At 63.6% G+C, this 19,990-nt stretch carries 18 protein-coding genes and 1 pseudogene; 15 read left to right on the top strand and 4 right to left on the bottom strand.

All coding sequences use genetic code 11. The annotated features are described in order from the left end of the window. Positions 1-106 precede the first annotated feature (106 nt). Positions 107-325, top strand: a pseudogene (locus GFD25_RS11320) (pseudouridine synthase); the annotation flags it as partial. Here the strand turns inward: GFD25_RS11320 and GFD25_RS11325 are convergent. Next, positions 322-1,311, bottom strand: a complete 990-nt coding sequence (locus tag GFD25_RS11325; RefSeq protein ID WP_163232918.1) for a LacI family DNA-binding transcriptional regulator — start codon at positions 1,309-1,311, stop codon at positions 322-324. The pseudogene GFD25_RS11320 and the gene GFD25_RS11325 overlap by 4 nt on opposite strands. 225 nt (positions 1,312-1,536) lie before the next feature. Here GFD25_RS11325 and GFD25_RS11330 point away from each other — a divergent pair, with 225 nt between their 5' ends. Beyond that, complete coding sequence (locus GFD25_RS11330) at positions 1,537-3,618, top strand: beta-galactosidase (protein ID WP_163232890.1); 2,082 nt, start codon at positions 1,537-1,539, stop codon at positions 3,616-3,618. Between the two features lie 155 nt (positions 3,619-3,773). Further along, positions 3,774-5,192, top strand: coding sequence for an ABC transporter substrate-binding protein (locus GFD25_RS11335; protein ID WP_163232892.1), 1,419 nt, complete (start codon positions 3,774-3,776; stop codon positions 5,190-5,192). 44 nt (positions 5,193-5,236) lie between these two features. Here GFD25_RS11335 and GFD25_RS11340 read toward each other — a convergent pair whose 3' ends face one another. After that, positions 5,237-6,007, bottom strand: a complete 771-nt coding sequence (locus GFD25_RS11340) for a type III pantothenate kinase (protein ID WP_163232894.1) — start codon at positions 6,005-6,007, stop codon at positions 5,237-5,239. Positions 6,008-6,128: 121 nt separating this feature from the next. Between GFD25_RS11340 and GFD25_RS11345 the strand changes: the two genes are divergently transcribed. From GFD25_RS11345 to GFD25_RS11360, 4 genes are all read left to right on the top strand, one after another. Beyond that, positions 6,129-6,920 carry a sulfite exporter TauE/SafE family protein gene (locus GFD25_RS11345; protein WP_163232920.1) on the top strand — a complete coding sequence of 264 codons (792 nt, stop codon included), beginning with the start codon at positions 6,129-6,131 and terminating at the stop codon, positions 6,918-6,920. Between the two features lie 214 nt (positions 6,921-7,134). Continuing rightward, a complete protein-coding gene (gene fucO / locus GFD25_RS11350) occupies positions 7,135-8,286 on the top strand; it encodes a lactaldehyde reductase (RefSeq protein ID WP_163232896.1) in 1,152 nt (383 codons plus the stop codon). Between the two features lie 159 nt (positions 8,287-8,445). Beyond that, a complete protein-coding gene (locus tag GFD25_RS11355) occupies positions 8,446-9,024 on the top strand; it encodes a DUF443 family protein (RefSeq protein WP_163232898.1) in 579 nt (192 codons plus the stop codon). Between the two features lie 35 nt (positions 9,025-9,059). Then, entirely contained in the window at positions 9,060-10,076 is a 1,017-nt protein-coding gene (locus tag GFD25_RS11360) for a hypothetical protein (RefSeq protein WP_163232900.1), read from the top strand. A 175-nt stretch (positions 10,077-10,251) separates the two neighbouring features. Here GFD25_RS11360 and GFD25_RS11365 read toward each other — a convergent pair whose 3' ends face one another. Then, positions 10,252-10,956: a uracil-DNA glycosylase gene (locus GFD25_RS11365; protein WP_163232902.1), complete on the bottom strand. Its 705-nt coding sequence runs from the start codon at positions 10,954-10,956 to the stop codon at positions 10,252-10,254. Positions 10,957-11,066: 110 nt separating this feature from the next. Here GFD25_RS11365 and GFD25_RS11370 point away from each other — a divergent pair, with 110 nt between their 5' ends. The 3 genes from GFD25_RS11370 to groL all read left to right on the top strand — a co-directional run bounded on the left by GFD25_RS11370 (position 11,067) and on the right by groL (position 14,128). After that, positions 11,067-11,786 (top strand): LytR C-terminal domain-containing protein, encoded by a 720-nt coding sequence (locus GFD25_RS11370; RefSeq protein ID WP_163232904.1) that lies wholly within the window; start codon positions 11,067-11,069, stop codon positions 11,784-11,786. Between the two features lie 231 nt (positions 11,787-12,017). Then, positions 12,018-12,221, top strand: coding sequence for a cold-shock protein (locus tag GFD25_RS11375; RefSeq protein ID WP_094729628.1), 204 nt, complete (start codon positions 12,018-12,020; stop codon positions 12,219-12,221). Positions 12,222-12,511: 290 nt separating this feature from the next. Beyond that, positions 12,512-14,128, top strand: coding sequence for a chaperonin GroEL (gene groL / locus GFD25_RS11380; RefSeq protein ID WP_163232906.1), 1,617 nt, complete (start codon positions 12,512-12,514; stop codon positions 14,126-14,128). 102 nt (positions 14,129-14,230) lie between these two features. Here the strand turns inward: groL and GFD25_RS11385 are convergent, their stop codons facing one another. Continuing rightward, a complete protein-coding gene (locus tag GFD25_RS11385; RefSeq protein ID WP_163232908.1) occupies positions 14,231-14,521 on the bottom strand; it encodes a WXG100 family type VII secretion target in 291 nt (96 codons plus the stop codon). 173 nt (positions 14,522-14,694) lie between these two features. On the opposite strand from GFD25_RS11385, the gene GFD25_RS11390 reads away from it, so the two are divergent. The 5 genes from GFD25_RS11390 (at position 14,695) to GFD25_RS11410 (ending at position 19,832) form a co-directional block, all read left to right on the top strand. Next, positions 14,695-15,477, top strand: a complete 783-nt coding sequence (locus tag GFD25_RS11390) for a TPM domain-containing protein (RefSeq protein ID WP_239512559.1) — start codon at positions 14,695-14,697, stop codon at positions 15,475-15,477. An 87-nt stretch (positions 15,478-15,564) separates the two neighbouring features. Beyond that, entirely contained in the window at positions 15,565-16,308 is a 744-nt protein-coding gene (locus tag GFD25_RS11395) for a response regulator transcription factor (RefSeq protein WP_163232912.1), read from the top strand. Further along, positions 16,305-18,266 (top strand): ATP-binding protein, encoded by a 1,962-nt coding sequence (locus GFD25_RS11400; RefSeq protein ID WP_163232914.1) that lies wholly within the window; start codon positions 16,305-16,307, stop codon positions 18,264-18,266. Before GFD25_RS11395 ends, GFD25_RS11400 begins: the two co-directional genes overlap by 4 nt. 90 nt (positions 18,267-18,356) lie before the next feature. Then, positions 18,357-18,746, top strand: a complete 390-nt coding sequence (locus tag GFD25_RS11405; RefSeq protein ID WP_163232916.1) for a cold-shock protein — start codon at positions 18,357-18,359, stop codon at positions 18,744-18,746. Between the two features lie 21 nt (positions 18,747-18,767). After that, positions 18,768-19,832, top strand: coding sequence for a DUF3027 domain-containing protein (locus GFD25_RS11410; RefSeq protein ID WP_163232922.1), 1,065 nt, complete (start codon positions 18,768-18,770; stop codon positions 19,830-19,832). The last annotated feature ends 158 nt before the right edge of the window (positions 19,833-19,990 follow it).

A 19,990-nucleotide genomic window follows, 5' to 3' on the forward strand; every position in this document is an offset into this window, starting at 1 on the left:
CCCCCTCAGTCGGCTGCGCCGACAGCTCCCCCTATCAGGGGGAGCAGAAAAATCAATGATGCGGCTTCCTCCGTTCGGGGGCGCAGAGGAAAGGCTCGTCCGCGCGTATACGCTGCATCCGCGCACCGGCAAGACGCATCAGCTGCGCGTCCATATGAACTCGCTCGGTCTGCCGATCGTCGGCGACGACTTCTATCCGCGCATCGTCGAACGCTCCTATGACGACTTCAGCCAGCCGCTTGAACTCGTCGCGCGACGGCTGTCGTTCGTCGACCCCGTCACCCGCGAGCCGCGCGAATTCGTTTCCCGCGTTCCGCTCGGTTAAGCGTTCAGGTCGCGCACGGAGGCGCGTTCGACCAGGGCGGCGGGAATGACGTGCCGGATGCCGGTGGGCACTCGCTCGCCCTCGCACTGGCGCGTCACCATCGAGAACGCCTCGCGGCCGATCCCGTCGAAATCCATGCGCATCGTCGTCAGTTCGAGACGCGGCACCGTGCCGACCAAGGAATCGTCCACGCCGATCACGCTCACATCCTCGGGCACGCGCTTGCCTGCGGCCCTCAACCCCAGTATCGCGCCGTACGCCATCTGGTCATTCGCCGCATATACCGCCGTGCAATCCGGCTCGTGGGCCAACGCCAGTCCGGCCTGATAACCGCTGTCAGCCTCCCAGTCTCCGATGTATACCGGCGGCACCGGCAGCCCCCGTCGTTCCAGCGACTGCCGCCAGCCGTCGGCGCGGTTTGCGGCCGCGACCGACGTCGCCGGACCGGCGATGTGATACACCGTGCGGTGCCCCTTGCCGAGCAGATAGTCGACCACGGTCCTGGAGCAGCCGAGCTGGTCGGCATCCACGGTGGGGCAATGAGCGGTCGGTTTTTCCGAGATGACGACCACCGGCAGTTCGGCCGGCGGCTCGAAGGTCAGGAAATCGGCCGTCTGTTCCTCCATGACGATGATCACGCCGTCTACCGGCAATTGTTTCATGCGTTCGGCCGCCGCGCGCAGCGTGCGTTCGCGGCCCTGACCGATCGTGAGCATCGTGATCGCATAGCCGTGCTCGTTGGCGGCGGCGGAGATCGCGTCGAGGATACGCACGTTGCCGTATGCGCTCATGTTGAACATGACCACGCCGATGTCCTTGAACCGACCGTGTTTCAGGGCCCGGGCCGCGTAGTTCGGCCGGTAGCCGAGCTTGCGCATGGCCGCTTCGACCCTTTCGCGCGTCTCGTCTTTCACGGCGGCGCTGCCGTTGGCGACGCGCGAGACGGTCTGCGGGGAGACGCCGGCCTCCTTGGCGACGTCCTGCATCGATATCGTGGATGGGCGGTTCATGATTCACTTCCGGACGGCGATGTTTTCGTTGCCATTATACGGGATATCGTGGGGTGGTTCGACCTTGCTGCGGTTTCGCTGATGTTTTTGTGACGATTTGAGACATACGGCGTGGCGCGCATCCGGCATTGCGATATGATGACACTGCGCAGTAATGATAACGCAAACATTCGTGTTTCGAACAATGATGAAAGGACAGCAATGACGCAGCGCAGAGCGTTCCGCTGGCCGCAACCGCTCGAGGGTCAGACGGCCCGCATCTGGTACGGCGGCGACTACAACCCCGATCAGTGGCCGGAAGAGGTCTGGGACGACGACATCCGTCTCATGACCAAGGCCGGCGTGAACCTCGTCTCGGTCGGTATCTTCAGCTGGGCGAAGATCGAACCGCGCGAAGGCGTGTTCGACTTCGACTGGCTCGACCGCATCATCGACAAGCTGGGCAAGGCCGGAATAGCCGTCGATCTCGCCTCCGCCACCGCCTCGCCGCCGATGTGGCTCACCCAGGCCCATCCGGAGGTGCTGTGGCAGGACTACCGCGGCGACGTATGTCAGCCGGGCGCGCGCCAGCACTGGCGCCCGACCAGCCCGGTCTTCCGCGAGTACGCGCTCAAGCTGTGCCGCGCGATGGCCGAGCACTACAAGGACAACCCGTATGTCGTCGCATGGCATGTGAGCAACGAGTACGGCTGCCACAACCGTTTCGACTACTCCGAGGACGCCGAGCGTGCCTTCCAGGACTGGTGCAAGGACCGCTACGGCACCATCGACGCCGTCAACGACGCGTGGGGCACCGCCTTCTGGGCGCAGCACATGAACGACTTCACCGAGATCGTCCCGCCGCGCTTCATCGGCGACGGCAACTTCATGAACCCGGGCAAGCTGCTGGACTGGAAGCGTTTCAGCTCCGACGCGCTCAAGGCGTTCTACATCGCCGAACGCGACCTGCTCGAATCCATCACCCCCGGCCGGCCGCTGACCACCAACTTCATGATCTCCGCCGGCGGCACCGGCATCGACTACGACGACTGGGGCAACGAGGTCGACTTCGTCTCCAACGACCACTACTTCACCCCCGGCGAATCGCATCTCGACGAGCTGGCCTACTCGGCGTCCCTCACCGACGGCATCGCCCGCAAGAACCCGTGGTTCCTCATGGAGAACTCCACCGGCGCCGTCAACTGGCGTCCGATCAACTACCGCAAGGAGCCCGGCCAGCTCGTGCGCGATGCGCTCGGCCATCTCGCCATGGGCGCGAATGCGATCTGCTACTTCCAGTGGCGTCAGTCCAAGGCCGGAGCCGAGAAGTTCCACACCGCTATGGTGCCGCATGCGGGCGAGGACAGCCAGGACTTCCGCGACGTGTGCGAGCTCGGCGAAGACCTGCAGCGCCTCGCCGACGCCGGCGTGCTCGACACGAAGCTCGCCAAGTCGCGCGTCGCCGTCGTGTTCGACTACGAATCCGAATGGGCCACCGAACACACCGCCACACCGACCCAGCAGGTGCGTCACTGGACCGAGCCGCTCGCATGGTTCCGCGCGTTCGCTGACAACGGCATCACCGCCGACGTGGTGCCGGTGCGCTCCGACTGGGATACGTACGAGGCGGCCGTGCTGCCGAGCGTGTATCTGCTGAGCGAGGAGACCACGCGTCGCGTGCGCGACTACGTCGCCAAGGGCGGCAAGCTGTTCGTGACCTACTACACCGGCATCTCCGACGAGAAGGACCACATCTGGCTCGGCGGCTACCCCGGTTCGATCCGCGACGTGGTCGGCGTGCGTATTGAGGAGTTCGCGCCGATGGGCACCGACTTCGAAGGCGCGCTCGACCATCTCGAACTGACCAACGGCGCGGTCGCGCACGACTTCGCCGACGTGATCACCTCCGTTGCCGATTCCGCCCGCGTGCTCGAGACGTACAAGTCCGATCCGTGGGTCGGCATGAACGGCGTGCCGGCGATCATCGTCAACGAGTACGGCGACGGCAAGGCCGCGTACGTCGGCTGCCGTCTCGGCCGCGAGGGCCTGGCGAAGAGCCTGCCCGAGCTGCTCGGGGCGATGGGCGTCGAAGCGCCGGCCGGCGAGACGGGCGTCGGCGACGTGCTGCGCGTCGAACGCACGAACGAGGCGGGCGACGTCACGTTCCACTTCCTATTCAACCGCACGCATCACGCCGTGACCGTGCCGGCCGACGGCGAGGTCGTCGTCGCGTCGCTCGCGCACACCGACGACGACGGCTCGGTGACGATCGACCCGAACGGCGTCGCCATCGTCAAGCGGTAGCGTCGTACACCCGTACGGCAAACGGCTCAGCGGTTCCCTCCCCGAACGTTCGGGGAAGGGAACCGCTTTCTTATGCCTCCGTGTGTAGACTCGATACGAGCATCAGCATCGGCCGGACCATCATCGGCACCGAGCGGAACAAGGGAGCGGCGAACATGAGCGCACGACGGACGATCGACCACGCGAAACGCCTCACGGCCGCTATCCTGTCGGCCGCATGCCTGCTTGCCGTCGCCGCATGCGGGCAGAAGGACCTGCGCACCGAAATCGTCGTCTGGTCGTGGGAGCCCAGCATGAAAACCGTGGCCAAGGCCTTCGAGAAAGCCAACCCAGACATCCGCGTCACCGTCCGGGACACAAGCGGCTACGAAAACCTCAACAGCGCCATCCAGGACGGCTACGGCCTGCCCGACGTCGCGCAGATCGAATACTTCGCGCTCTCCCAGTATGCGGTCAGCGGCCAGCTGCTCGACATCACCGACCGCGTCGCCGGATACGACGACTTCTACACGCCGGGAACCTGGTCCTCCGTGCAGCTCGGAGGCCGCACGTACGGCCTGCCGATGGACTCCGGTCCGATGGCCTTCTTCTACAACAAGGACATCTTCGACCAGGCCGGCGTGGACGCCGAGAAGATCCGCACTTGGGACGACTACTACGAGGCCGCCAAGAAACTCAAGACGATCGGCGTGTACATCGCGGCCGATTCCGGCGACGCGAGCTTCTACGACGCCATGGTCTGGCTCGCCGGCGGCCGTCCGTTCCGCACCAGCTCCGACGGCAAGACCGTCACCGTGAACCTGACCGGCGACGCCGGCACCCGCACGTTCACCGAGTTCTGGCAGCGGATGATCGACGAAGGCCTCGTCGACACCGCGAGCAAAACCTGGTCGGACGGCTGGAAACGCAAGCTGGGAGCCGGCACCGTCGCCTCCGTGTTCGCCGGCGCGTGGATGCCGTCGCTGCTGCTCGCCGACGTGCCGGGCGGAGCCGGACTGTGGCGCGTCGCTCAGATGCCCACGTCCGACGGCAGCGAGGCAAACGCCGAAAATGGCGGCTCGTCGCTGACCGTGCTGCAGTCGACGCGCAAGCCCGACGCCGCGTTCCGGTTCGTCGACTACGTGTGCCACTCCGCCGACGGCATCGCCGAACGCATCGACGGCGGCGCCTTCCCCGCCGACAAGGCGACGCTCGCCAGCGAGGAGTTCTCCGAACGGACCATGGTGCGCGACGAACGAGGCATCGACATTCCGTATTTCGGCGGACAGCAATACAACAAAGTGCTGTCCGAAGCGGCGGAAAACGTTCTGACCGGATACCAGTACCTGCCGTTCGAGGTCTACGCGCGCAACGATTTCAGCGCCACCATGGGCAAGGCGTACGAATGGTCCGCCGCGAAATACCACTACGAGGACGTCAAGACCCGCATCGAGGCCGGCGAGACCGGCGCGAACGGCAAGGAACTCACTCTGCCCGAGCATCCCGGCAAGCGCATCACGCTGATGGACGGCATCGCCCTATGGCAGAAGGACCTCAAGGAATACGGCTTCAACCAGGGCTTCACGATCAAGTGACGGTCGCGGCCGGTCACCTGATCGACGGCGCCGGCGGCCGGCCGTCAGCGGGTCGCGTTGCGATCGTAGATCGCGGCCATGCCCTTGAAAATCAGGTCCGGATCGTACACGTCGATCAGATCCGTGTCGTTCTCGAGCACACGGCCGAGCCCGCCGGTCGCCACGACCCGGAAATCCTCGCCGATCTCGTCATGGAACTGCCGGATCGTGCGCTCCGTGCCGCCGAGGAAGTTGTAATACAGGCCGGCCTGCATCGCGGTCTTCGTGTTCGTCGCCAGAATCGAACTCGGACGCGTGATCTCCACCTCCGGCAGCTGCGCCGTCTCGCCCCACAGGGCGGCCGCGGCCGTGCGGATGCCCGTCGTGATGATGCCGGCAGTGATCGTGCCCTTCGCATCCACGAAATCGAACGTCGTCGCCGTGCCGAAATCGACCACCAGCACAGGCCCGCCATACGTCACGTACGCGCCGACCGAATCCGCCAGCATGTCCGCGCCCAGAGACTTCGGATCGTCGATGCGGATGTTGATGCCGGTCTTGACGCCCGGCCCCACGACCATCGGATCGACATCGAGGAACTTGATCATGCTCGCACGGAACGAATGCATCACCTTCGGCACCACCGAACAGATGATCACGTCGTCCACGTCGCGCGGCGAATAGCCGCTGAGCGACAGGAACTGCATGATCATCAGACCGTACTCGTCGGACGTGTGGTTCGCCTTCGTGGTGATGCGGTACGTGCCGACGATACGGTTGCCTTCCAGAAAACCAAGCACGATATTGGTGTTGCCGATGTCGACCGCGACAAGCATGACAGTCCCCCTCATTGAACGGATACGGTTGGGCACCAGTGTAGTCTCCGGCCGGTGGAACGGATGGGACGGCGCGTGCGGCAAGACGGGTACAGTGACGGATGTGGACAAGAACGAGAACATGACATCCGGACCCGAACTGCTGAACCGACGTGGCGTGGCCGTGCTCGCATGCGTCGGTCTGGCCTGCGGACTGCTGTCGGGACTGTTCGGCATCGGCGGCGGCACGATCATCGTGCCCGCGCTGGTATGGCTGGGACTGAGCCAACGGCACGCCGCGGCGACCTCGCTCGCGGCCATCGTGCCCACGTCGATCTCCGGCGTCGTGTCCTACGCGACCGAAGGCAACGTCAACTGGATCGCCGCGGCGCTGCTCGCCCTCGGCGTGATCGTCGGCAGCCAGCTCGGGTCGCTGCTGCTCAGCCGGTTGCCGGAAGTCGTGCTGCGATGGGTATGGGTCGCGTTCCTGATCTTCGTGATCATCCAGCAGATCACGTTCACTCCGCCGCGCGAGGGCCATCTCGTGTTGCACGTCTGGTCCGGCGCGTTTCTGGTATTGCTTGGCGTGGTGACGGGTGCGCTCGCCGGCGTGCTCGGCATCGGGGGCGGGGCGATCATGATGCCGGCGTTGTCGTTCCTGTTCGGCGCGAGCGACCTCATGGCGCGCGGCACCTCGCTGCTGGTGATGGTGCCGGGCGCATTGTCCGGCACGGCCGCGAACTGGAAGCGGGGCATCGTGCATCTGAAAAGCGGACTGATCATCGGCTGTTGCGCGGTGCTGACCGCCCCGCTCGGCACGATGGCCGCCGGATGGCTCACGCCGCGCGCGGGATCGCTGCTGTTCGCCGCATGGCTGGCGGTGCTCGCCGTGCGCAGCATCTGGACCGCGCTCAAGGTGACGCGGCGGGCGTAGGCGCGCGTGGGCCGTGGCCATTGCGCGCGCAAACCAACGCTCGGCGGTGGATTTGCGTTGGTTTGCGCACAACGGGATATGCTATCGGCGTGTTGTCGGGCGGCTTTCAGCGAAATCACATCGATGAGGGTAGGATGAGAGGCGTTGTAACCGACAAGGGTGCGGCATGGCGCATGGATGCGCGGCCGCACCGCCGCTTCGAAGGAGAACCAGTATGGTCTATCGCATGATCTTCAACCAGACCGCGTATTTCGGCCGCGGCGCCATCAAGGAGATCCCGGCCGTCGCCAAGTCGCACGGCTTCACCAAGGCGTTCATCGTCACCGACCCGGTGCTGCTCGAAACCGGCACCGCCGAGAAGGTCACCAAGGTGCTCGACGAGGCCGGCATGCCGTACGAGGTGTTCTCCAACGTCAAGCCGAACCCGCCGGTCGAATGCATCCAGGACGGCGTCGCCAAGTTCGCCGAGTCCGGTGCCGACTTCCTGATCGGTCTGGGCGGCGGTTCGCCGCAGGACACCTGCAAGGGCATTGGCATCATCACCGCCAACCCGGAGTTCGCCGACGTGCTCTCCCTTGAGGGCGTGGCCGACACCAAGAACCCGTCCGTGCCGATCTTCGGCGTGCCGACCACCGCCGGAACCGCCTCCGAGACGACCATCAACTACGTCATCACCGACACCGCGAACAAGCGCAAGTTCGTCGCCGTCGACCCGCACGACATCCCGATCGTCGCGTTCGTCGACCCCGATCTCACGGACTCCATGCCGCGCGGCCTCAAGGTCGCCACCGGCCTCGACGCCCTGACCCACGCGATCGAGGGCTACATCACGCCGGGCGCGTGGAGCCTGTCCGACTGCCTGTCCATGCAGACCATTCGCATGATCGCCAAGAACCTCGCCAAGTCCGCCGACGGCGACATTCCGGCCGGCGAACAGATGGCGTACGCCTCCTACATCACCGGCATGGCCTACTCCAACGTCGGCCTCGGCCTCGTGCACGGCATGGCGCACCCGCTGGGCGGCCGCCTCGGCGTGGCGCACGGCGTGGCCAACGGCATCCTGCTGGCCCCGGTCATGGAGTACAACAAGGACTTCACCGGCGAGAAGTACCGTGACATCGCCGACGCGTTCGGCGTGGCCGACGCGTACACCGGCGACCTTGAGACGGTACGCGAGGAGGCCGTGCAGGCCGTGCACAAGCTGACCGTCGACCTCAAGAACCCGACCACGATCTCCGAGGTCGGCGCCACCGAAGCCGACCTTGAGCCGCTCGCCCACGACGCGTTCAACGACGTGTGCACCCCGGGCAACCCGCGCAAGGCCACTGAAGAGGATATCCTCGCGATCTACAAGTCGCTGATGTGACGGCTGTGATTGGATGAAGCGCATGATGGGGCAAAACCGTGATCGGTTCCGCCCCATCATTATTTCCGTGGAAAAACGGTCTGATGGTTCCTCCGGAAACGTACCAAACGGCGAATCCGAAGACGGAATACCAAAATTCTCCTGAAAACGATGATTGAAATGGGTGAATCCAAGTATGCTGATTTCGTGCCCATAGGCGCGATTGACTATGGGTCATCCATGTCCCCTGTCCTGTATTACCAGACAAAAACTCATGTATTTTATTCCGATAAGGGTTCATGGGGTAAAACGGTCGGACCGAGCCCTGCCTCCGTTTCCTTCTGCGTTGTGCTGGCTTGCATCGTCTTTCGTTGGCTTGATGGCATATTGGGAGATTCGCCGTATCGTCATCTTCCAGTTATTGTCTGCATCGTTCTTGCATGCTCGGCGGTGGCTTCGATCGGAGTGACGCATCGGTATTGGAAACGAAGATCGCTTGTGGAGTATGATGTCGAACACGTTAGCTCCGATGTCATATACTCCTCAACCATGCGAAACGCTTTTATCGTTCTTAAGTTTTCCGTATTCTTTATTTTGCTTGATATTGTTTTGCTGCTTTTATATTTGTATATAACCAGCATCGCATTGCTGATTTGTTGGTCGATGATGACTTTCATATGTATGTTTTTCGGTTACGCTTCTCGCCCAATTGCACGTTTCCGGCTACTATATATCTGGAAGTCAAGCATTGGTAATTGAGGATATCGGAGCGTCAACGGAGACGGGGAATATCAATGAGCCGGGCAGGAAACCGCCGATGGGCGGCATACGTGGCGGCATTGGCGACGATCGCCGCCATCGTCACCGGAGTCTGCGGATGCGCCGCTCCATCATGGTTCGCGCATCATGCCGATACGGGCGCGAGCGGGTCGGACGTCGACGGCACCGGAAACGAAACGTTTTCGGATTGGCCGCCATATGCGAAGCAAAGATACGACATGGACGTCAAACCCACCGCGCGACAGATCGCGATAGCGAAGGCGCTGTTGAATGATCGTCAGGAACGGGACGCGGGCGTCGCCGGCATGAAGGAGGGCTGGCCCGACGTGCAGCTGTTCCGTCTGATCACATTGGCGGAGACGCTGCTTGACAGGATGTCGGAACGGTACGGCGTGAAATTCCAGGCATCCGAAGGATTTCATAGACCGGAACTGCTCGACCCGAGATGGTGGATCAATGTGACGCCCACGTCCGGCCCGTTGCTAGGCGGCGTGTTCGAAGTGGATTACGTGGACGGTGACGGCGCTGACGGGAACGATTCCGGGCCGTATGTTGCTGACACGTATTTCACCGCGTTACGCAAGGACGACTACAACGGTCATCTTGCGGAACGAATCGAGCGATTCGTCGCAGCACGTTCCGATCTCGACTGCGTCTACCGGATCATCGACCCTACCGGTCCGAAGAACGAGACCCAATGGGAGCTGTCACCATCCGCCACGACCGACGATCTTGCCTCATATTTCGTCGGCAGTGTGGAAATCTACATCTCCCCGGCAACGCCCACGGATCGTGAACGGTTCGCCTCATTCGCATCGGCGTTCATCACTGCCATGCGGAAGGAGGGATTGGCCGTCCACTACGAGATCGCGCAGATCACGCGCATCGATGGTGACGAGTTCACCGTCGACACCGCGCGGGACGCGATGCGCCATTCGACACGGACGCCGGCATGGGATTCGTGGTATACGGGAGGATTCACCGCAAGTGCGGATGCCTCCGCCCCGGAGATCGTCGAGGACGGCGAATGATCATGGCCATGCGTGCGTGAATTCGCCTGTCGGCTCGCACGTTGCCTAAAAATGACCCACCGGGTCATTTTTCTTACGGCAGCGTCCTGCAATTGCGGACGGGCTGCGCCCGCGCTTTGCTGGTTCGCCTGTCGGCTCGCACGTTGCCTAAAAATGACCCACCGGGTCATTTTTCTTACGGCAGCGTCCAGTTAACCGGCTCGGCGCCCATGGCGATGAGGGCCTGATTGGCGCGGGAGAACGGCTTCGAGCCGAAGAATCCGCGCGAGGCCGACAACGGGCTCGGATGCGGGGACTTGATGATGACCGCGTTCGTCAGCAGTGGTTCGAGGCTCTGCGCGTTGCGCCCCCACAGGATCGCCACCAACGGCTTCGGCTTGCCGTCGGCGTCCGTGCGGGCGTTCAGCGCGCGGATCGCCGCCTCGGTGATCGGTTCCCAGCCCTTGCCCTGATGCGAATTCGGACGCCCGACACCGACCGTCAGACACCTGTTGAGCAGCATCACGCCGCGCTCGGTCCACGGCGTCAGATCGCCGTTCGACGGCATCGGCACGCCCAGATCGTCCACCAGCTCCTTGTAGATGTTGATCAGGCTTTTCGGCAGCGGGCGCACGTCGGGGGCGACGCAGAAGCTCAGTCCCACCGGGTGCCCCGGCGTCGGATAGGGATCCTGCCCGACGATCAGCACCTTGATCGAATCGAACGGTATCGTGAACGCGCGCAGGATATTGCGGCTCGCCGGCAGGTAATGGCGTCCGGCGGCCAGCTCGGAGCGTAGAAAATCGCCCATCCGATGCACATCGGGCTCGACGGGCGCCAGCGCCTGCGCCCATCCTGCCTCGACGAGCTCGGACAACGGTTTGATGTGAGTTGCATCCATATCCGAATACTGTAGGCGCACCGCCGGTCGTCGGCCGGCGGTCCGCCGCGGTTGAGGATTGTGCAAGGCGGCGGTTAGACTCGTGCCTAGCTGTGTATGGAAGGGCTGATATGGCGAAACAAGACAAAGCGACCTATGAATCGTATGCGTCCGACGAGTTCGACAATCCGCCGGCCGGTCCGGTCGGCGTCCACCGCGGACAGCGGCCGCTCGGCGTGCGCGTCGCGCCGTACCTCGTCGTGCTTATCGTGGCGATTCTGGCAGGAGCGCTGACCTGGAGCCTGGTAACCGGCGAGTTTACGAAGATCACAGGCCTCGGCGGCACGACCACCGCGCAGACCGACACCACGAAGAAGGATTCGTCGTCGACTTCGACCGATTCCTCGTCGTCCGACCAGAACTCCGGCGATTCCACCGATTCCTCCAACGGGTCGGATTCGACCGACTCGTCCACGGACGGCAAGGATTCGTCCGACACGACCGATTCGACCGATTCCTCCAAGACGGATTCGCAGAACGACTCGCAGTCGTCCGATCAGAACGCCGACCAAAGCGCGCAGGTCAACAAGGCCACGTCGGTGCGCGTGGTGAACGCCTCCGGCATCAACGGATACGCCGGAGAGAAGAAGTCGACGCTGGAGGCGTCCGGCTACACCGCGGTCGAAGCCGCCAACCCGACCACCAACAACCTGCCGTCCGCCAACGTCGTGTGGTATCAGAACGAGACGGACAAGGCCACGGCGCAGGACATCGCCTCGACGCTGGGCATCACCGCCGTCGAACAGACGAGCGGGCTCGACGTGCCCATCGTCGTCGTGCTGCTGAACTGATTGCGGTCCTCCGGGCGGCATCCTCCCCGTATCCGTGCGGGCTTCCCCAAGGGAAATGTCCTGCGGGACAAGCCGATGCCGTCCGTTCATGAGCCGTTTCATCGAATACGCATTCGTCCCGCGGGTCGCTACAATAGGGATAGTCGCAAGGCGGGGGGAGTGCGAATTTGGGCTGTGTGTGTTCTCTTCCTTTGAGTCTGCGATGTTCGAATTACCAAAGAAAGAATGGTTATGGCACACGGAACCGTGAAATTCTTCAGCGCAGGAAAGGGTTACGGCTTCATCAACCCAGATGATGGTGGCGATGATGTGTTCGTCCACTACTCGGTGATACAGGCCGATGGATTCAAGACGCTGGATGAGGGGGACAAGGTCGAGTATGAGGCCGAGCGTGGCCCCAAGGGCATGCAGGCCACCAAGGTGATCAAGCTGTAGGGATCATCTTGATTCGACAGTCTTCCGAAAAAGAAACCCCGGACGCATGTACGTGCGCTCCGGGGTTTTCCGTATCCGCGCAGGTTCCTCGCGCCCGGTGCGTTTCCGCCGGGCATTCGTATGCCGTGAGCACAATCGCCGCGCGACCGGTTGGCACTCGGGCGTCGAGAGTGCTAATCTCCCAATTAGCACTCGGAAGGTGAGAGTGATAACCGGCAGCTGACGGCCGGCGCGCTCCGGCCTTGCGCAGTGAGAACAAGTACCGTGAAGCCATTTGGAGGATATCAACCATGGCAAAGATCATTTCGTACGACGAGGAAGCTCGCCAGGGAATGCTCGCGGGCCTCGACAAGCTCGCCGACACCGTCAAGGTCACCCTCGGCCCGAAGGGCCGCAACGTGGTGCTCGACAAGACCTACGGCGCGCCGACCATCACCAACGATGGCGTCTCCATCGCCAAGGAGATCGACCTTGAGGATCCGTACGAGCGCATCGGCGCCGAGCTGGTCAAGGAAGTCGCCAAGAAGACCGACGACGTCGCCGGCGACGGCACCACCACCGCGACCGTGCTGGCCCAGGCCCTCGTGCACGAAGGCCTGAAGAACGTGACCGCCGGTTCCAACCCGATCGCGCTGCGCCGCGGCATCGAGAAGGCCACCGAGGCCATCGTCAAGGAGCTGAAGGCCTCCGCCAAGGAAGTCGAAACCAAGGACGAGATCGCCGCGACCGCGACCATCTCCGCCGGTGACGAGGAGATCGGCGACAAGATCGCCGAGGCTCTCGACAAGGTCGGCGAGGACGGCGTCGTGACCGTCGAGGACAACCAGGGCTTCGGCCTGGACCTCGAGTTCACCGAGGGCATGCGCTTCGACAAGGGCTACATCTCCGGCTACTTCGCTGCCGGTTCCGAGAACCAGACCGTGTCCTTCGATGACCCGTACATCCTGCTGACCACCAGCAAGATGTCGAGCATGAACGACTTCACCCACATCGCCGAGCAGGTCGTCAAGACCGGCAAGCCGCTGCTGGTCATCGCCGAGGACGTCGACGGTGAGGCTCTGGCCGGCATGGTCATCAACCACACCCGTGGCGCCATCAAGTGCTGCGCCGTCAAGGCCCCGGGCTTCGGCGACCGCCGCAAGGCCATGCTGCAGGATATGGCCATCCTGACCGGCGGCCAGGTCGTCTCCGACGATCTGGGCCTCAAGCTCGATTCCGTGGATCTGTCCATGCTGGGCTCCGCCAAGAAGGTCACCGTCACCAAGGACGAGACCACCATCGTGTCCGGCGCCGGCTCCGCCGATGAGATCGCCGCCCGCGTCGAGCAGATCCGTGGCGAGATGGCCAACACCGATTCCGACTACGACCGCGAGAAGCTGCAGGAGCGTCTGTCCAAGCTCGCCGGCGGCGTGGCCGTCATCAAGGTCGGCGCTGCCACCGAGGTCGAGGCCAAGGAGCGCAAGCACCGCATCGAGGATGCCGTGCGCAACGCCAAGGCCGCCATTGAGGAAGGCCTGCTGCCCGGTGGCGGCGTGGCCCTGATCCAGGCTGCCGCCAAGGCCGAGAAGGACGTCAAGCTCGAAGGCGACGAGGCCACCGGTGCCGCGATCGTGTTCCGCGCGATCGAAGCCCCGATCAAGCAGATCGCCGAGAACGCCGGCCTGTCCGGTGACGTGGTCATCGACAAGGTTCGTTCGCTGCCTGCCGGCCAGGGCCTGAACGCCGCGACCGACACCTACGAGGACCTGCTGGCCGCCGGCGTTGCCGACCCGGCCAAGGTGACCCGTTCCGCGCTGCAGAACGCGGCTTCCATCGCCGGCCTGTTCCTGACCACCGAAGCTGTGGTGGCCAACAAGCCGGAGCCGAAGACCGCCGCTCCGGCCGCCGGCGCCGACATGGGCTACTGATCCCAGCCGTCAGCTGACTAGGTAAAGGGAGATTCCCCGCACGGGGAGTCTCCCTTTTTCGTATATGTGCATGCATATGCACGTATACGAGGAGGGTATGTCCTACGACGCGAACAGGCGTGCCGCCTGCGCCTCGGCGTCGGCATACAGCGTGGAGGCCGACGCCAGCGCGCGTTGGATCGACTCAAGGGACGTCTCCATCTGCTGCTGGGCCGCGCGCCATTGTTCGGCGACCGTGGCGAATTGCGCCGCCGCGCCGCCCCTCCATACGCCCTGCAGGCCGTTGAGATTCGCGTACATGCCGTTGACGGCCTGTCGAATCGCGTTGACCGAGGCGTTGACCGCCGCGGCCGAGGATTGGATCTGCTCGGAATCCACCTGATATTGAGGCATGATGTTCTCCTTTCAGAAAGAACGATGTGTGGGTTATGCCGGCGGCCGGGAACTTGGCGAACCCGGTCGCTAATGTGGACGATATGACACAACGAGCAATCGCAGAGGGAAAAACGACCCATGTGGTCGAACGCTATCGGCACGGCGTGTCCCCAGTAATCGCAGTACTTGCGATGCTGCTGGCCGTGATATTGGGGTTGGGGAATTATTCGGTCACGGCGTTCGCCGACGACGACAAGTCGTCCGATCAGTCCAGTCAGAGCGATCAATCCGGACAAGGCGATCAGTCCGGGCAGACCGGTGGCTCGACGTCCACGTTCACCGACGACATCACCGACACGAACAACCTGCTCGGCGAAAACCTGAGCACGGTGACGGACGCCATCAAGAAAACCAAGGAGGAGACGGGCGTGACCGTCCGCCTCATGTACCTGCCAAGCTTCGGTGACACGGAAAAGCCCGCGAAATGGGCCAGCGACGTGCTGGAAGGGTTTTCGCCGGCCAAGAACACGGTGATGCTCGCCGTGGCCGCCAACGACGGCAACCTGGTCGTCGCGGTCTCCTCGAATTCCGACGAATGGCTCAAGAAGCAGACCACGGTGGACGATCTGTCGAAGGCCGCGACCGACCCGCTGCTCAAAAGCACCCCGGATTGGGCGGGAGCCGCCACGGCGATGATGGATGAGATCGTCAAGCAGAGCAAGACCTCGACGTCAAGCTCCACGGTGGTGGTGGGCATCGTCGTGATGGCCGTGGTGCTGGTGGTGCTCATCGCCATCATCGCCGCCACCGTGGTGATCCGCCGCCGCATGAAGCGCAAGGTGCTCAAGCTCGCTGCGGAACGCAAGAAGACGGACGACGCCGAAGGCGGCGACGCGTCGGAAAGCTCCGGGAACAGGCCGCTCACCCGCAAGGAGATACGCATGCGCCGCAAGGCCGGCATGTGGAAGGACTGACGCCTCACGTCCTCCGGCGTCGGGATCGTGGATAAGCCACAGGAGACATTCAGGAAACCTTCAGATGGAAGCGACATGCTGGGAGGCATGAGTAAGCCTATTGAAGCATCGATCGTTGTCGTGGACGACGAGCCCTCCATCCGCGAGCTGCTCGTCGCCTCCCTGCATTTCGCCGGTTTTGAAGTCGCCACCGCGGCCTCCGGCTCCGAAGCCATCGAAGTCATCGAGAAGACCCAGCCCGATCTCATCGTGCTCGATGTGATGCTGCCTGACATCGACGGCTTCACCGTGACGCGACGCATCCGTCAGGAGGGCATCGGCGCTCCCGTACTGTTCCTCACCGCGCGCGACGACACCCAGGACAAGGTCATGGGTCTGACCGTCGGCGGTGACGACTACGTCACCAAGCCGTTCAGCCTCGAGGAGGTCGTGGCCCGCATCCGGGCGATCCTGCGCCGCACACGCGAACAGATCGAAGACGATCCGATCATCCGCGTCGGCGATCTCGAAATCAACGAGGACTCCCACGACGTCTCCCGCGCCGGACAGGCAATCGACCTGAGCCCGACCGAATACAAGCTGCTGCGCTACCTTATGGACAACGAGGGCCGCGTGCTCTCCAAGGCGCAGATCCTCGACCACGTCTGGCAGTACGACTGGGGCGGCGACGCCGCCATCGTCGAATCGTACATCTCATACCTGCGCAAGAAGGTGGACGGCATCACCTACACCGACGAAAACGGCGAAACCCGCAAGGTGACGCCGCTGATCGAAACCAAGCGCGGCATCGGCTACATGATCCGCGAACCGAAGACCGCACCCGGCGCATGAGCAACATACCACAGCAACCCACGGGCGGCGCACCATCGGGAACCAACCCGAATGGCGCGCCGCAGCCGTCTTCCACACCCGTCCAGCCGGCATCGCATCCGCAACAGGCCATGCCGCCGCAATCCCAGCCGGCCACCCAACCGGCCCCGGCCCACCATCCGAACTGGTTCCAACGTCACGTACGCCGTCGCATCGACGCGATCCCGCTGAGCACCAAACTGGTCGCCTGCATCATCGTGCTGCTCACCATCGGCTCGTTCGCGCTGTCGTTCTCCATCCGCCAGCTGGTCAGCAACTACATGCTGGAGAAAACCGACAAGCAGCTGTTCCAGACCAGGGATCTGGTCGTCAACGGTGCGGAATGGCTCAAGCAGAGCGACTCCGCCCAGCAGGACCAGCAGAACCAGGATCAGCAGAACCAGCAGAACGAGCAGGATCTCGGCCTGAACACCTACTTCCTGCAGGTGCGTGACCTCGACTACAAGATCGTCGAGAACAAGCTCGAGCTGCGCATCGGCAAACTGACCTCCGTGCCGAGCCTGCCGGCCACGGGGTCCATGGACGGCGTCGAACTCGGCGTGCCGTTCACCACCGACGCGATCGTACGTCAGGACTCGCCCGGCACCGTCGACCGCACCACGCTGGCCTCGGCCAGCGCCCCATGGCGCGTGCTGCCGCTGTCCCTGTCGATCAACGGCAAACCCAGCGGATACGCGTTCATCGGACTGTCGCTCAAGGACGTGATCGACACGACCGACATCCTGACGCGGTACAGTGCCATGGTCGGCATCGCGGTCGTGCTGCTCGGCGGCGTGATCGGCACATTGCTCGTGCAGACCACGCTTACCCCGCTCAAACGCATCGAGAAAACGGCGGCCAAGATCGCGGCCGGCGATCTGAGCCAGCGTGTGCCTTCCGCACCCGAGAACACCGAAGTCGGCTCGCTCGCCGCTTCGCTGAACTCCATGCTCGCCCGCATCGAGCAAAGCTTCCACGAGCAGCAGGAAACGACCGAGAAAATGAAACGGTTCGTCTCCGACGCCAGCCATGAGCTGCGCACGCCGCTCGCCGCGATCCACGGATACGCCGAACTGTACAAGATGCAGCGTGAGTTTCCGGGGGCGCTCGAACGCGCCGACGAATCGATCGAACACATCGAGGCGTCGAGCGCTCGTATGACCGTGCTCGTCGAGGACCTGCTGTCACTGGCCCGTCTTGACGAAGGACGCGGCATCGACCTGACCCAGCAGGTGCCGCTCACCTCGATCGTTTCCGACGCCACCGAGGACCTGCACGCGCTCGACCCCGAACGCGGCATCCGCAAGGGACGCCTGACGATCGAACGGCCAGCCGACGGCTCCTCCGGCGCGCGATTCATGTTCGAGGAAGGCGACATGCCGCAAGTCACGCTGTCCGGCGACGGGTCGCGCCTGCGCCAGGTCGTCACCAACATCGTCGGCAACATCCACCGCTACACGCCGGCCGACTCCCCGGTCGAAGTGTCGATGGGCGTGCTGCCGGCGTCGATCAGCCCCGAATCGCTGTCCCGCATGCCGGCCACCGAGGCGTCCATGCGTCACCTCGTCGAAGCCGTCGAAGTCGGACAGTCCATGCAGGTCGGCATGAACTATGCGTTCCTGCGCTTCGCCGATCACGGACCGGGCGTGCCCGAGGAATCGCGCTCGCAGATCTTCGAACGCTTCTACACGGCTGATCCGTCGCGTGCTCGGCTCAAGGGCGGCACCGGTTTGGGCATGGCGATCGCGCTGTCCGTCGTCAAGGCGCATCGCGGGTTCATCTGCGCATCCGGCACCGAAGGCGGCGGCCTGACGCTCACCGTCGTGCTGCCGGTGGCTCCGGTTGAGCCGACGGTCGTCGGGCCGACGTCGGCGGGGGCGGTCGCGCTGTCCGGACCGGGATCGTCCGCTAAGCCGGACAAGAAAACCCGTACTCGCTGAACAGGCCTTGAGGTAGACTGATCATTTGGTTTGAATCCGGTGGGCACGGGGCCCACCGGCCTGTGAGGCGAAGAACGAGGTGTGCAAACGATGCCCAGTGGACGAGTGCGTTGGTTCGATGCGAACAAGGGATACGGCTTCATCGTCAACGATGAAGGCAAGGACGTGTTCCTGCCCGCCGCCGCATTGCCGGTCGGCGTCAAGACCCTGCGCAAGGGAGCCAAGGTCGAATATTCGGTGGTCGACGGCCGTCGCGGGCCGCAGGCGATGGGCGTGACGTTGGTGGAAAGCGCGCCGTCGTTGGTCAAGGCGACCCGTCCGAAGCCGGACGACATGGCTGCCATCGTCGAGGACCTCATCAAGCTCCTCGACGCCGCCGGCAACGATCTGCGCCGTCATCATTACCCGTCCTCCGCCGACAGCAAGAAACTGGCCACGCTCATGCGTGCCGTGGCCGACAATTTCGACGTACAGGAATGATTCATGAGCGATGAGATGACCATGCCCGAATCCGCGGAGCAGCCGTCGGTGCCCGAGCCGGCCGTCGAGCCGGCGGTTACGGCCGGCGAACCGGCTGCTTCCGCTGTCGATCCGACCGAGATCGCCCGTGCCGTGGCCGTCGAGATGGCCGATCTGCCGGAGCAGGTGGGTGACTTCGTCGACACCGTCGACATGGGCGATCATGTGACCGACTTCCGTTTCGTCTGCGGCATCAAAGGCTACGAAGGATGGCAGTGGTCGGTCACGCTGTACCACGATGAGGAGGCCGGACGCTGGACGGTCAACGAATCGTCGCTGATCCCGACCGACGCCGCGTTGCGACCGCCCGCATGGGTGCCGTGGAAGGATCGTCTGGAACCGACCGACCTGTCGGTCACCGATTCGATCGGCACCGATCCGCAGGATCCGCGCATCGAAGAAGGGTTTCGCAAGACCGAGGAGACGTCGTCCGAGGTCGGTTCGGCCGACGAGAGCGATGCCGCCGACGATGCGACCGCCGATGCCGATGCGACCGACGCCGTGTCCGATGCGGCCGGCGAAGGTGGCGTCGGTGCGGAGAAGGCCGTTGACGAAGGCGATGAAGACGGATCGACGACGTCCGAGGAGGATGTCGACGACGCCGTCACCGAATTCGACCTGTCCCGAAGGCATGTGCTGAGCCAGCTCGGACGTTCCCAGACCGCCAAGCGCTGGTACGAGGGGCCGCATGGTCCCAAATCCCTGTCGACGAAAACCGCCGATGGCAACATCTGCGCGAATTGCGGGTTCTTCATCCAGCTGAAGGGTGAGCTGAACGTGCTGTTCGGCGTGTGCGCGAACAAGTGGAGCCCGGACGACGGACGCGTGGTGTCGGTGGATCACGGATGCGGCGAGCATTCGGAGATCAACCCTCCGGAGCCGACGCACCTGTGGGTGCAGTCGAAGCCCGCATACGACGACCTGCATATCGACGTGGTGGCCCAGGCCCCGCGCGAGGAGCGGGACCAGGTCGAGCTGATCGAACGGTTGCGAGAATCCGGCATTCGTGTGGCCAAGGGCGTGATCGTGCTGCGATCGCAGCTGTGAATGGGCTTGGGCCGAATGACGCGGTGATCGGTGGCCGTTGAAACCGTCGTACTGGACGTTTTGTGCGTTCGGTACGGCGGTTTTGTTGTATGTGTGTTTGTACCTGTTGGTTGGTGTGTTGTTTGTTTTGGGTTTGTTTTTGGGGTTTATTCTGGGGT

The sequence above is a fragment of the Bifidobacterium aerophilum genome, from assembly GCF_010667685.1.
Taxonomy (GTDB): domain Bacteria; phylum Actinomycetota; class Actinomycetes; order Actinomycetales; family Bifidobacteriaceae; genus Bifidobacterium; species Bifidobacterium aerophilum.